The organism is Mycobacterium sp. SMC-17 (assembly GCF_045310915.1).
In the GTDB taxonomy this organism is placed as follows: Bacteria; Actinomycetota; Actinomycetes; order Mycobacteriales; family Mycobacteriaceae; genus Mycobacterium.
Genome location: NZ_JBJIAK010000085.1, coordinates 1 through 12475 on the forward strand (window position 1 = coordinate 1; position 12475 = coordinate 12475).

General features: G+C 63.3%; 13 protein-coding genes. 5 read left to right on the forward strand and 8 right to left on the reverse strand.

Features of this window, described 5'->3' with window-relative positions:
- Nucleotides 1–203 (forward strand): hypothetical protein (locus tag ACJH7A_RS29110; RefSeq protein WP_406803208.1); only part of this gene is annotated, 203 nt, incomplete at its 5' end.
- 72 nt (nucleotides 204–275) lie between these two features.
- Here ACJH7A_RS29110 and ACJH7A_RS29115 read toward each other — a convergent pair.
- Nucleotides 276–1838 carry a hypothetical protein gene (locus tag ACJH7A_RS29115; RefSeq protein WP_207550249.1) on the reverse strand — a complete coding sequence of 521 codons (1563 nt, stop codon included), beginning with the start codon at nucleotides 1836–1838 and terminating at the stop codon, nucleotides 276–278.
- 140 nt (nucleotides 1839–1978) lie between these two features.
- On the opposite strand from ACJH7A_RS29115, the gene ACJH7A_RS29120 reads away from it, so the two are divergent.
- On the forward strand, nucleotides 1979–2452 hold the full coding sequence (locus tag ACJH7A_RS29120; protein ID WP_074297562.1) for a DUF488 family protein: 474 nt from the start codon (nucleotides 1979–1981) through the stop codon (nucleotides 2450–2452).
- On the opposite strand, the gene ACJH7A_RS29125 is transcribed toward ACJH7A_RS29120, so the two are convergent.
- From ACJH7A_RS29125 to ACJH7A_RS29140, 4 genes are all read right to left on the reverse strand, one after another.
- On the reverse strand, nucleotides 2449–3321 hold the full coding sequence (locus ACJH7A_RS29125; protein WP_236738250.1) for a hypothetical protein: 873 nt from the start codon (nucleotides 3319–3321) through the stop codon (nucleotides 2449–2451). The genes ACJH7A_RS29120 and ACJH7A_RS29125 overlap by 4 nt on opposite strands.
- 97 nt (nucleotides 3322–3418) lie before the next feature.
- Nucleotides 3419–5902 carry a DEAD/DEAH box helicase gene (locus tag ACJH7A_RS29130; protein WP_074297563.1) on the reverse strand — a complete coding sequence of 828 codons (2484 nt, stop codon included), beginning with the start codon at nucleotides 5900–5902 and terminating at the stop codon, nucleotides 3419–3421.
- A 1-nt stretch (nucleotide 5903) separates the two neighbouring features.
- Nucleotides 5904–7877 (reverse strand): site-specific DNA-methyltransferase, encoded by a 1974-nt coding sequence (locus ACJH7A_RS29135; RefSeq protein ID WP_074297565.1) that lies wholly within the window; start codon nucleotides 7875–7877, stop codon nucleotides 5904–5906.
- Nucleotides 7878–8093: 216 nt separating this feature from the next.
- The gene (locus ACJH7A_RS29140) at nucleotides 8094–9077 is read right to left on the reverse strand and encodes a hypothetical protein (RefSeq protein WP_074297567.1); all 984 of its coding nucleotides are present in this window, start codon (nucleotides 9075–9077) and stop codon (nucleotides 8094–8096) included.
- A gap of 147 nt (nucleotides 9078–9224) precedes the next feature.
- On the opposite strand from ACJH7A_RS29140, the gene ACJH7A_RS29145 reads away from it, so the two are divergent.
- Genes ACJH7A_RS29145 through ACJH7A_RS29155 form a run of 3 tightly spaced genes read left to right on the forward strand, consistent with a single transcriptional unit; the run spans nucleotide 9225 to nucleotide 11392 of the window.
- Nucleotides 9225–9512 (forward strand): type VII secretion target, encoded by a 288-nt coding sequence (locus ACJH7A_RS29145; RefSeq protein WP_074297569.1) that lies wholly within the window; start codon nucleotides 9225–9227, stop codon nucleotides 9510–9512.
- On the forward strand, nucleotides 9512–10822 hold the full coding sequence (locus ACJH7A_RS29150; RefSeq protein ID WP_074297571.1) for a hypothetical protein: 1311 nt from the start codon (nucleotides 9512–9514) through the stop codon (nucleotides 10820–10822). Before ACJH7A_RS29145 ends, ACJH7A_RS29150 begins: the two co-directional genes overlap by 1 nt.
- Before the next feature lie 45 nt (nucleotides 10823–10867).
- Nucleotides 10868–11392 (forward strand): hypothetical protein, encoded by a 525-nt coding sequence (locus tag ACJH7A_RS29155; RefSeq protein WP_074297573.1) that lies wholly within the window; start codon nucleotides 10868–10870, stop codon nucleotides 11390–11392.
- Nucleotides 11393–11471: 79 nt separating this feature from the next.
- Here the strand turns inward: ACJH7A_RS29155 and ACJH7A_RS29160 are convergent, their stop codons facing one another.
- From ACJH7A_RS29160 to ACJH7A_RS29170, 3 genes are all read right to left on the reverse strand, one after another.
- Complete coding sequence (locus ACJH7A_RS29160) at nucleotides 11472–12017, reverse strand: hypothetical protein (protein WP_236738251.1); 546 nt, start codon at nucleotides 12015–12017, stop codon at nucleotides 11472–11474.
- Nucleotides 12004–12153 (reverse strand): hypothetical protein, encoded by a 150-nt coding sequence (locus ACJH7A_RS29165; RefSeq protein ID WP_165640041.1) that lies wholly within the window; start codon nucleotides 12151–12153, stop codon nucleotides 12004–12006. The genes ACJH7A_RS29160 and ACJH7A_RS29165 overlap by 14 nt, the downstream gene beginning before the upstream one ends.
- A partial coding sequence (locus tag ACJH7A_RS29170) for a hypothetical protein (RefSeq protein WP_406803209.1) occupies nucleotides 12150–12475 on the reverse strand: 326 nt, incomplete at its 5' end. The genes ACJH7A_RS29165 and ACJH7A_RS29170, both read right to left, overlap by 4 nt.

Consider the following 12475-nt stretch of genomic DNA (forward strand, 5'->3'; position numbering starts at 1 on the left):
CCATCGTGGTGGATCATCTCGCTTCCCCCGCCAACCTTGCGGGATTCAGCGTGTCCAACACACGGGGTCAAGTCCCATCTAACCCACACAAGTGGCTCGAATTCGAGACCGTAGGCCAACAAATCAGGCAGATCGCGGCGCCGCGACGCGAACCGCCACGTACTCGTGCCCACCTGGACGCCAAGGCCATGAGCTTCAATTAAGTTTCTGCACAACCTATTTCACATCTTTTCCCGGTATACACGCAGCCTGGAACTCAGCTCCCCCCTGCCGGATCACGCCAGATGCCACCCAAATAGCGCACGATGGAACGCCGCGCGCTCATGAGGCGGCGGTTCGGTCTCGCCTGGCTGAGCTTCCACACACCCGAGAAGTGGACTTGGTGCCGTCGCAGCCTTCGGCTTGTTCCGCAAGATCAACTTTGTGAACGCCTCCACCAACGCGAGCGCGGCGCCCATAAGCGTGAACCCTGCCGTTGCAAGGTCGGCGACCGTCGTCGGTGCGCCGAACGCTTCGGTGGAGTCGGCGCGCCACGCCGCAAGCGAGTCGTAGTGCAGTTGCGTCATCCGGACATCGGCGCCTGGAAGCAGCTCGGGCATGGCTTCCAAGTTGAGGGCAATGGTCATCGAGTTCCCGTAGCTACGGCCCGGGTGCTGGTCCACCGGCAGGATGCCGTCATGGATGTGGTTGCGGAGCACCTTACATACGCCGGCGTACACGTGCAGACGCGTCACATCCGCCATGCCGACAGCGTCTTTCTCATATTCCTTCGCTAGGTGATCGGTCACGTAGCCACTCGCGTCCAAAGAGAAACGGAACCTCTTCGGGTCGCGCGTGGGATCGACGAGGAGCAGATATCGCCGGCCGTAGATATCGAAAGCCGCTGCGAGGTAAAGCAGTTGGCGGTCGAATGCCTCACTGGCGGTCTCAACCACATCTGCTCGTCCGTTACCGTTCATCGGGTTGGAAAGCGCTGCGAGCAAGTGGTCGAAGGCGCGAGCTGCGCGAGCCAGTCGGACGCGGATCGACTTGACCGCGGCCACGGTTTCGACGTCTCCCATACGACCGGCGAGGATTGGGAGAACGTCAAAGTACGGCATGTCAGATACCACACCCCAGTCGTAGAAATTCTCGATGGTGGCAGTGGACTCTGTCGTCTCCCACGTGCCGCCACCCATCAGGTCGCCGCGTTGAACATCGATTACTGGATTCGCCGTCATCCGCAGGTAGTGCCCGACCAGGGCCACAGCGTCGGCAGGGGTGACACTGGCAACCACGTCATTGTCCGCAACATCGGACCGACCGACCGTAGGAGATTCGGAGACGATGGCGTCGATGCCCACAGAACCGGCAGCAGCGGCGTAAGCGGCGGCATGGTGGCGTTGCTCCATCGTGAGCGGCTGTGTACCGGCCGGCGCCGTTTGGGCGTCGAGCTGCTGGTACACGTCGAAGAAGTGGGCCGTACCACGGGACCGCATCGTCTGAGTCTCCGTGGACACGCTGAACTGTCGGGTGTCGAGCACTTTCGAGGCCGCCTCCACATTGGTAAATCCGATCTGGCGGACCAGCGGTTCACCAAGTGCGGACAGCCACGATGCGGGAACGTCCTGGCCTACCGGCACCAACAACTGCACATCGACCTCATCGCGACCTAAAAACCTCGTGAATGGCCCGTCCGGTGGTGTGGGCAAGGTGGTGACGTCGATCCCAAGTCGCATCGGACGAGTAGCAGGACGAAGTGGGAACAGAGGCGGATGATCATCGCCCTCCTTGGTCGGCGGACGCACATATCTCATAAATCGCTGGTTGGGCTGCCCGCTCGGAAGGATGATCGTCATGGGCGCTAGCGTGCCACCGGAGTACGACAAAAATCGGTGCTGGCGTACACCCAGACAGGCGGCTACCAACATCACAGTTCCATCGCACAACCGTGGGGCTAGCGCCCACCGCCGCGGCCGGTGTTGCAACATGGAACACCATGAGCACCTCTGACACCCACGCTGCGCACATCGTCGCCACTGGGACGCTGGTGAGCATCGGCTACGAGGGCAAGACCGTCGACGATCTCGTCGCCCGGCTCCTCGAACAGGACGTGCAGGTGCTCGTAGATGTGCGGCTGACTCCTCTAAGTCGCAAGCCCGGACTGTCAAAAACAAAGCTGTCCGAGGCGCTCGCCGCCGTGGGCATCGGTTACGTCCACCACCGCGCACTGGGCAACCCGAAGAACAACCGCGCGGGGTTCCGAGCCGGCGAGCCCGAGTCCCGCGCCCGGTACCGCGACATCCTCGATACCGCCGAGGCGACCAACGCGCTGGCCCACGTGTCCGAGCTACTCGACGGTGGCGTCGTGGCGCTGCTGTGCTTCGAACACGATCACGCGGAGTGCCACCGGGACATCGTGGTACGCCAGCTGATGAAGGTGCGCCCAGACGCCGCCGTGGTGCACGTTTAGAAGAGGGCGTTCTCGATCTTCGGTCTCCACACACCGAGAACCGAGAAAACCCAATGTCGGGCGTTCTGGTTACCTACGTAGAAATAGATGTCGTTGTCCGCAGCCAGCATTTCATCGCGCCACTTCGTTAGCATCGCTTCACGGGTACGAGTGCGATCACCGTAGTCGCGCAACCACTTTCGGCCGCCCTGGCCAGCCTCCCAGTCGAGGACCTTCTGCTCGTGCCCCCTACAGTTCGCCGTTTCGCACTTGTATTTGTACTTGACGACGAACGGGGCTGGCTCCAGCGGAGCTAACGAGGAGCCGAACAAATCCGGCGCTGAAGCCTTGTCGATCTTCGCCTGCTCGGATTTACTCCACGGCTTTCCGTTCTCCACAGTGACCTTGATGTCATGCGGCTTGATCAACCCCAGTGACGGCGCCGACGTGACCATGTCACCTACCGGATTTTGCGCGAGCAACTCACACATCGTTGTCGCGCCGATCAGGTCACCAAGGTTCGTTCGACGCGCCTGCCAATTGCTGCTGGTACCTAGCCGATTGACGTGGGCCATCTCGTCCTGGCGCGGCCGGAACGACTCGGGACGGACGTCGTTTGACTGGTGATAGGTGCCGTTCACCCGGATTACGTCATATTTCTTGAAGGTCCTGTCGAAGTCCTCGTTACGGAACCGCACGGGGTATAAGCGAATCCACTCAGCTGATCCACGATCGAGGCGGACTCCAGCTACGCAGACGGTCTCCAGGTACTTGTCGCTGGGGTTCGGGTAAGTCTTGACGGTAACCATCACCTCGGCGGACTCTTCGCCCGGCCGCGGAGGTTTCAGCTCGACTGACCCCGCAGCTACCTGTGAATCCCCGTCTCCCATTCCGGCAGGGTAACCACCGCGATCGTCAATTCACGGGAGGCTGACGCTCAGTGTTCCCCGGTACGCGAATTCCATCAGGAGTCCACATCGGTACGGGCTACTCGGGGTCGGTCACGACCTTGAGCGCCACCCACGACCCCGCGGCCCTTATGGCCGACTCCGTGGCGAACATGTAATGCCAATCGCCGTAATCCTCTTCGTCGTCGCGGACCTGCCGCGCCCAGGTCTCCGCCGTCTCCTTCTTGCGGAGAACATCTGCGTCGTTCGCAGACCGGTCAGCCTTGCCCTCGATCAGCCAGTACACTCCAGCGGTGTCAATGGCGATAAAGTCCGGGAAGTAGTTCCCGTCCTGCGCTGTCGGGATGAATGCGGGACCGTTCGTGTACAGCCGCAGCCACCACGCGATATCGGGGTCGCGATCAAGCAGGTGCGCGATCTGCCACTCTGTCGTTCCCGCGTCGAACTCCGCTGTGGGCATGATGTTGCGCTGCCATCCCCCGAAATGAACGCGCTTGACGAACTGGTCGTTGTGGGCGTCCAGCGGCGACTCAACGACGACGGGCTCGATCGGAAGTGGCACCGGCACAAGGTCGTACGTCATCTCTCGCGCCCGCCGACTGTATGCGGCGCGGATCAGCGCGCTCATGCCGCTGATAGCCTGCTGGCGGCGGTTTTCACCCCACTCCGCGGTCTCGTTACCGTGCACCACCCCTGCGCCTTTGAGGAAGGCATCGGTGATACGGCGAGCAGCGCGCTTCTCAGAAGCGGTCTCCGCAGCCTGCCTGGATATCGCCGCGGTGAGGTCCTGCCGGATAGTGTCCATACCAGTCAGTGCCTGCTGCGCTTCGACGTTTTCCTGCGGCTGAACCGTAATGACGATGTCGTCGTTCGTACGCTCGGCTACCAGGGCGTCCAGGGATAAGAACGTGGGCACCTCGGTGACGAACCGGGCGCCGGCGGCCCGTGCGTCCCCATCGGGGATGTTGGACAGCGAGAACGCCGCATACGTCATCCGAGACTCCCGCCGCGGAAATACGATCTGCGGCGCTCCCTCACAGCGATAGATCGGCTTCGGCGTCGGCGCTGATGTTCGTTGCTCGGTCTCGATGACGAAGAGCGCGGCCTCAGCGTCGTCACCCTCACCGATGACGATCAACGGCCGCGGCACACCAGGCGCGCCTCTGTCTGTCTCGCCGTCGCCGCTAATGCTCTGTTGGCCTGACGACTCGACTCCGACGGCCGATGTAGGCGACTTTGCGCCTTCGGCCGGGTCCAGCACACCAGCCGTAGCGGCTCCATGCTCGTCTACCTCAATCTGAGCTGGCGGAGTCTCGATGCGCTCGCGCAGCACGTCCTTCTGCGCCAACAACTGTTGATACGAGTCGTGAGCAACGAGGTCGATCTGGTCCACCGTGGACACCCCGGTCAGGGAGCCGAACGGCAAGCGTAGCCCCCGACCGAGGATCTGCTCGGTGAGCCCCTGGGAGGCGAGTCGTCGGAGCGCGACGATCACCGCAATGTTCCGGACATCCCAGCCTTCCCGGAGCATGTTCACGCTCACGATTGCGCGGATCGGTGAATCTTGTGACTCGCAGGCCGCCAACGCAGTCAGCGCTTCGTCGGAGGACTGCGACGTGATCGTAAGAACCGCGCTGCCGCTGCCGATAAACCCGTCCTGGGCAAGGAGCTGCGAGACCTCGTTGGCGTGATCGATCGAGGTGCACACGACGAAGAGGATCGGTCTGACCGGAGTCAAGTCCGACCGCGCTTGCAGGAAGCTCAGATAGGCGTCTTCTTTCTTCCGCAGCAGGTGACATGCATCGGCAAGTTGAGTCCGTTCGTCCTTTGTGCCATCGGTTCGGTGCACGATCACTGGCGTCTTGACGTAGCCGTCGGCGATCGCTGCGCCAAGGGTGTACTGGAACACCACCTTGCTGAGGTCGGAGGCGGCTGGCGTCGCTGTCAGGCCGATCAGTGCGCGGGGGTTCAGCTCGCGTATCGCCGCAGAGAACGCCGCGGCCCTCTCGTGGTAGATGTGATGCTCGTCGGCGATAACCAGCAGATCGTCTGCCCCTTCCAGAAACGCGTAGAGGTCATCACCAAGATTTTCGTCGGTCGCCCGAATCCTCCGCGATACCCGGTCGGTGGGCCGTAGCAGCTGCTGGACGTTGAACACGAAAACCTTCAGTTCGGCCGGGTCACGTAGCGCTGCAGCGATACTCGCTGACCGGAAGTTGTCCGGCGTGATGACCACTGGTACATGGTCAGCGCCGGCAACATACTTTGTGCTTGCCGTGTCGAAGTTTGCGAGAGTTTTGTTCTGGATGACGCTGCCCGGGGTAACCACAAGGACGTGGCGAACCCCCTGCGCCGCGGCATAGTCCACCAGCGACGACATCAGATAGGTCTTGCCCACACCCGTGGCGAGATCGGCGACCAACTCCGGAAACTTATCGGTAGCCCCGTCTTCGACGAGCGCCTTCACGACCGCTTCAAGCGCCTGTCTATTGGGATCCCGCAAGTCGAACCGCGCCGCGATTTCGTCGATCAGCGCCCCATCGAAGGCAAATTCCACCGTCACCTCACTTCACCACCCGACGCGGGAACAGGTCACGCGGTGCCTTCTTCAATCGCGACCCAGGCGACAACTCCGTCAGCAGGGCTTCAGCGTCAGGCAACACCATCTTCGCCACGAGAATTGCCCGTTCCTTCTCCAGTAGGTGCTCGACGACGGTACGAACCACGACCTCGTCAGCGACGCCGTCGATCACAGCAAGGCGTTGGCGTCCACGGATTCCGCAGAAGACCGGGTGGTCGGGGGTGAGTGTGAACTTGAGTTGGGCCGCAACCGACTTCGACCACTCACCGTTCACGGCCGCCGAAGACAAGTAGACGTCACCGTCTTCCTCGTCAACCTCGTACATGGACGGTCCAACGACAAGATGCGTGAACCCGCCACCTCCGAACCAGTTCTTGGTCTTTGTGTCGCGAGTCTTGGTCGCGGCCCTTAGTGCACGGATCGTCGGCGCGTCGAGGTCCTCACGGCCCTTGACCACTTTCCCGAGCAGCCGCGTGAATTCCTGCGCCTCCTTTGGCGTCATGCCCCCCGGCAGGCCGTCCGCGGTCGCATCGACACGCTCCACTGACTGGGTGACCCCGCCGGGGTCGGCCCCCTCGACCACGCGCAAAAGTCTTGGTTTGGTGAACGTCTCCATGGTCGCGTCGAGCAGCTCGCTGGTGATCCAACGCCGACCCATCTTGTGTGCGACCGCCGCGGTCGTTCCGGAGCCTGCATAGCAGTCGAGCACGAGTTCTCCGGGCCGCGTGCCGATGGTGAGGATCCGCTCAAGTAGTCGTTCCGGCTTTGGAGTCGGGAACGGGTTAACTTCGGAGAACAACGCCTTGATCTCAGCCTTAGCCTCCCGGTTGTGCCCGACGACTGAGTTCGTCCACCACGTCGACGGTGCGAGTCCCTGGTTCGGCACATATGCCTTGCGTCCGAATCCACCTTCGCCACCAGAGCGCAACAAGATTGCTGGCCAAGTTCCGGCGTCGTACCGCGCGATCGCTCGCTTCCGTGCGATCTCGAGCGGATCTGCGAGCATGACCGCACATACGCCGGGCCGGACTTCATCGGGCGACATTCCGCACAAGTCGGCACGCTTGACCGCGTCGTCGATATCGCGCAACTCATATGCGGTGTACTCGCTCATAATCGACAGAATCTGTGCCTGTTCTGTCCACCAGTGGCGGCCACGTGCCGGATAGACAAGCTCACCGGTCATCGGATGCTGAATGGCATACACCATGCCCTGGTGCGTTTGCGCCCCTGGCGCTGACGGGTTGTCATCGAACCACGGCAGCGGGTCTCCGTCCGTTGAACTGAATCGGGCGTCTGACTCGGCTGTACGCGGGAGCCGTTCTGGCCGCCATTCCGCCGATGCTCGATAGACGAGGATCGTGTCGTGATCCACCGACAGTTGAGCGGCGTCGTTTCGGGTCGAATCGGCCTTCTGCCATACGACTTCCGCGACGAAGTTGTCCGAACCGAAGACCTCGTCAAGCACGCTTCGGCATCGGTGCACCTCCACGTCGTCCAGGTGCACCCAGATGGACCCGTCCTTCGCGAGCAGCGGCTTCATCTGCCGCAGCCGATCGCGGATCATTGTGAGCCAGATCGAGTGCTCGATGTTGTCCTCGTAGTGCGAACTCGGGAACGCCTGCTGTGTGTTGAAGGGAGGATCGATGTACACCAGCTTCACCGAACCGAGGTACTTCGCTGACCACTCAGGTGTCTTTGCGAGCGCATCGAGTGCGTGCATCGCATCGCCCGTGATCAGCAGGTTGTCCGTCGTGGGCACCGGGAGGCCGTCCGGCCAGTCGCCTGCAGCCGGGACATCCCCCACGCGCTCAACTTCGTGGAGGAGCCGGATCTCACGCACCCGGGGGTCGTCGCGGTCGGTAAAGGTGTAGTCGTATCGGCCGTCGCCGGCGGACAGAAGGGCTTTGTCCTTGTCGGTCCAGGTCAGCTCCAGCCGGCCGGTGTGCTTCGCCACGGTCCTCCATCTCGTGTCCTGATCCGCTGGGGAGCCTAGTCATTGCACCTGACTGCAGCTGGCCGCACCGCCGACACCACATCAATCAGGTAACCGTCACCTGCGGCTTCGACGCCGACAAAGCCGCACTGATAGTCATCCCTTGCTAAGAGACCGCGATATCCCGCTGGCGCGTCAGCACGCGTGACGGTCCCGTGATGCACGCTGCATCACCACCTACTCCAACAGTTGGCGGGTCCCGTCGATGGCATCGGCCAGGGTGGGCGCGGTCTGCAGCTGGTCGAGCAACACCCACAAGCGGGCTGCGCGGTAGTTCTTGCCGGTGGGGATCGGATCGAACGGAGGGATGCGGGGGCCAAGGGTGTATACGGCGTGGGGTGTGGTGGTCACCTCGTTGGCGGGCACATCTGGAAAGCGTTGCAGCAGTGAGGGAATCACCTCGGCGTGGGTGACGCGGTGAATGCGCTGCACGTGCCCGTCCCAGCGGAACGCCATGAAGTTCGGTGGCTCGGCGGGCCAGCCGTTGCCGGCGCCGTACGGGTGGAAGTAACAGTGGCCATCGGTGACGTACTCCAAAAACGTGCGATCACCGCCGTCGCCGGGCTTGGCGCGATTGAGCACGACGCAGTAGGTCGTGCAGTCCTTCGGGCTGCGCATCCGGATCACCTCTTTCAGATAGGCGTGCAGTTCGTCGAGCCAGACCCGTTCGGTGCCGCGGCAGGTGCGGCGGGCAGCCGTGATGTCGTCGAGGACCTCGGTCCACGGAAGGTGCACGACGGGGATGCCGTCGATGCTGGCGGGCAGGCCGCAGGCGGTGGCCAGGTCACCGGAGGCCTGCGACAAGGTAACCAGCACCCCGCCGGCAGGGTGCTCGTGTTCGGTGATGCGGCCGGCGTACTGGGCGAGCTGGCTGGCGGTGGGCACGATCCACCCGCCTTTGGCCTCGAAGATCACCAGTGCCCCGGGCAGGTGCATCTGCAGGTCGGTGCGGCCTTCGCTGCCGCGGACCTCCAGGGCCAAGGTGGCCTCGCCGGCCGCTGGTGGTGTGACGGTCGGCCAGACCCGCGCCAGGACATCGGCGCGCAGAGTGGGGCTGCGGGTCAGGGTGTAGCCAAGAGCTGCGGTGAGGTCGTTCTCCAGGGTGCCCATGAGGCTGTAGACCGACGGCACGGCGCTGCTGTGGCGGGTGAGTTCGGTCATCGCCCGATCATGCCGCAGGTCGACGCAGTGCGGCCGAATCCGGGGTTCGGCGGTCAGTTATGGCCGTTTCACCAAAATTAGCGTCGGAGCCCCAACTGAACTGCACCTATTCTGGGATATAGGGGACTGGCCAGAGGGGGGGTGTCCATGGCGGACATGGTTCGTGTCGACAGCGAGGGCCTGCACGCACACGCCGCACTCTGCGACACCGTGTCCGCAGCCCTGACCGCCGCCGCGTCGCCAGCAGCAGCCGGTGCGGCTCACCAGGCAACGGCAACCGCAGTAGCCAGCGGCAACAATGCAGTGGAGCAGGCCGCCTCGGCGTTGTCAGCCCGGGCCACATCGACTGGGTTCAAGTTGCGCACCGCCGACGGCGTCTACCGCACGACCGACAACGATTCGGCGCAGTCGATTACCACAACCGTGCAGGTCTGATGCCCGCCGCCGGCACTTCCGCTGCGGGCGGTGTTCCAACCGCAACTGCGGGCGCCACGCTGACCCGTGCCCAGATCGAGGCGTGGGATATCACGCACCTGGAGACCGCCGCGGTCCACTGGTCCACAACCGCACAGGCCTGGGAAGGCCACTTCGACACGATCCACCAGGGAACCCTCCGGCCGGGCGGCACTGTGTGGGAAGGCGACGCCGCCGACAAGGCAGCCGAACGCAGCTGGGGCGACCTGGTGAAGGTGCGCGGCGCCGCCGATGGCCTGCACAGCGCCAGCGGCTTCGCCCGAAACGGTGCGGAGGACATCGCTTGGGCCAAGCGGCAGGTGCTCACCGCGATCGAGGAGGCGGAGCAGGCCGGTTTCATCGTCGAGCAGAACCTGTCGGTGACGGACAAGAACACCAGTCCGCTGATGCGGGTCCCGGCGGGCCGGCAACAACAGGCGCAGGCATTCGCCGTCGAAATCGGTTCGCGGGCACAAACTCTCGTGACCATGGACAAGACGGTGGCTGGGAAGATCACCGCTGCGCTGGACCCCGTGCGGGCGCTACGGTTCCAGGAAGCCCCGGCGCCGGAGGAACCCGGCCCAGCGGTGCAGGCCGTCGACTACCACTTCAAGCAGGATGAGCAGAAACCCAATCCGAACAGTGATGGACGCAATCCGAAATTCCCGGACCACAAACCGAATGGCGAGTGGGCACCGGGAAACAGCGGCGTCGACGGCCATGCCGCGGCACAAAACACCTTCGACGAGATGGAATCCCTCGGCATTCCGCTGATCCGTCAGGAGGTGCAGGTCCGGGTCTTCGATCCAGCGACCGGCAAAATGCGCACCCGCAAGTACGACGCACTCCGACCGACCGGTGTGCCCGGCCAGTACATCGGACTCGAGCACAAGACGAACGAATCGCCCTACACAGAGAACCAGACCGCGGTCGACTCCATCGTCAACTCAGGTACTCCGGCGCGCGGCATGCTCAACGGTCAGCCAATCGAGGTGGTGCAGGCGCAGGAGGTCCGTGTGCCGTGGCCACCGCCTGAAGCGAATGTCCCTGCCCCGGCGCCCGCACCGGGAGCAAGCGGCGGGTATCCGGGAATGCCGGAACCGCCGAAGATGTGGAAAGACGACGGCCAGCCGCTGATCCCCCGTGCGGGTGACAACCCGTTCCCAACCTGGGGCACGCACATCTCTCCCGACGAGCTGGCCAAGTCGGGCGATCCGGAGCTGAGTAATCTCGGCAAGTTCTTTCAGGGCATGTTCGGCCGGGACCCCAACGATCCAGATAACCACGCATGAGGCGCCACCCCGGTGCTGTCACTCCTCATAGATAGGCTCAGAGATATGGGAACGTCCGCTTACACCCACGTCGTCAAGTACGACGGCGGCGTGTTCGCGATCTCCATCGGCAGCAACGCTGACCGCAGCGAGTTCGCCGACCCACTCAGCCGTCTCAATGGAACCAAGCCATGGGCGCTGACCTTGTTCGCACTGCCAGACGGACTCGACCACGGAGCCATGATTGCCGCAGGCCGGGAGGCCGACGCCTACTTGCAGGCCGGCGGCTCGGCCAACGCGATGACGGTGCAGATTCGCAAGCCAGGCGGTCAGCAGTGGGATGTGGAATCGGTCCGGTACATCGTCGGACGCCCACACAACGCACCGGAAGCGCTGGACGTGCCGATCACGCTCCCGCGCAGCGTAGAGACGGTCAGCAGCTCTGAGGTGTTCGGCGCGGAAGAAGCTGCCGACGTGTTCTTCGGCTACTACCGCACCGGCAACATCCCGCCCAGCTACGTCTTGCGCCCAGTGGAGGGCTACACCGCTGACGGGCACAACATCGACCTGCGCAGCGGCGCCACCGAATAGGTATCCCTGCGGCGCGGGCTACCGCGGCCAGGACCCAGTGCGTGGACACCCCTACGCCGAAAGGGCCTCATAACAGATGTCAGCTCGCGTCGTGAGGTCGGTTTTCTGCGAGGTACTCGACTTTCGTGTAGGGCTGTCCAGCCGCACGGCGGCGCTCGGCCTCTTCGAATGCTTTCTGCGTTTCGATATGACCGGCGTGAATCCGTAAGTACAGAAACAGTTCTCGGTCAAGGGCATAGACACCCGGTATCGGGTGCGTGAGGTGCCGTCCGAGTAAAGCGTCAGGTGGCTGGGCGTTGGGGTCACCGGCTTCGATTCGCTGTAACGCTTCCTTGGAGACTTCGTCAGCCGCGGATTCTGCGCTGTCGGCGACCACATACCAGTCGACGCCCGGGTACTCGGCGCGCCATCGGTGGTCGCTCGTCTGGGTGATGACTGGACGAACGTGGACCGCATATTGCTCATAAAGAGCGCTGAGGTCTCCTACACGCCCTGCATCGTCACGACCACCTTCCACCATTTCCAGCATGGCCTCCTGAAAGCCGGCAGATGTCGGTCGGCGGTCGGCTTGGGCTTGTTTAATCGCGGCCGGGGAGACTCCCCGCCGCCGGTTAGTCGATTCCATCGGCTGCTGTCCGGCCCCAGTCGCGGCCCTCTTCGATGGCAGCGGGGTGTTCAGCTTCGGCGAGGGTTGCGACGCGTTCGGCGGCGAACGCCTCTTCTCGCTCGGCGTGCTTGGAACCATCCTCAAGGACAGTCATTCGGGCCAGTCCTCCCGCAGGTCGTCCAAGTAACCCGGAGTGAAGGTGCCGGTCAGCGATCCGGCCGTGATTTCGATAGCGCGACGAGAGCGGACAGCCGGCTCGTCATCACGCATTTCGAAGAGGATCTCCGTCAATGTCCGGTCGCGGTCTGATGCTGGCTCATCGGATACTTCGGGCGTCGGGAAGTCACGTGTGCCCGTTGACTCGGAACTCGGGCACTGCGGTGTGGTACTCATGCGGCCCTGTCGCCTGCCATGAGGATGGGACCAGTGTGACCTGATTTTTGCCAGGGTGATGGGACCACCTGGATTGCCAGTTA

Coding starts and splice junctions, on each gene's coding strand:
- ACJH7A_RS29115 (WP_207550249.1), bottom strand. CDS start 1,838: ATGACGATCATCCTTCCGAGCGGGCAGCCCAACCAGCGATTTATGAGA.
- ACJH7A_RS29120 (WP_074297562.1), top strand. CDS start 1,979: ATGAGCACCTCTGACACCCACGCTGCGCACATCGTCGCCACTGGGACG.
- ACJH7A_RS29125 (WP_236738250.1), bottom strand. CDS start 3,321: ATGGGAGACGGGGATTCACAGGTAGCTGCGGGGTCAGTCGAGCTGAAA.
- ACJH7A_RS29140 (WP_074297567.1), bottom strand. CDS start 9,077: ATGACCGAACTCACCCGCCACAGCAGCGCCGTGCCGTCGGTCTACAGC.
- ACJH7A_RS29145 (WP_074297569.1), top strand. CDS start 9,225: ATGGCGGACATGGTTCGTGTCGACAGCGAGGGCCTGCACGCACACGCC.
- ACJH7A_RS29150 (WP_074297571.1), top strand. CDS start 9,512: ATGCCCGCCGCCGGCACTTCCGCTGCGGGCGGTGTTCCAACCGCAACT.
- ACJH7A_RS29155 (WP_074297573.1), top strand. CDS start 10,868: ATGGGAACGTCCGCTTACACCCACGTCGTCAAGTACGACGGCGGCGTG.
- ACJH7A_RS29160 (WP_236738251.1), bottom strand. CDS start 12,017: ATGGAATCGACTAACCGGCGGCGGGGAGTCTCCCCGGCCGCGATTAAA.
- ACJH7A_RS29165 (WP_165640041.1), bottom strand. CDS start 12,153: ATGACTGTCCTTGAGGATGGTTCCAAGCACGCCGAGCGAGAAGAGGCG.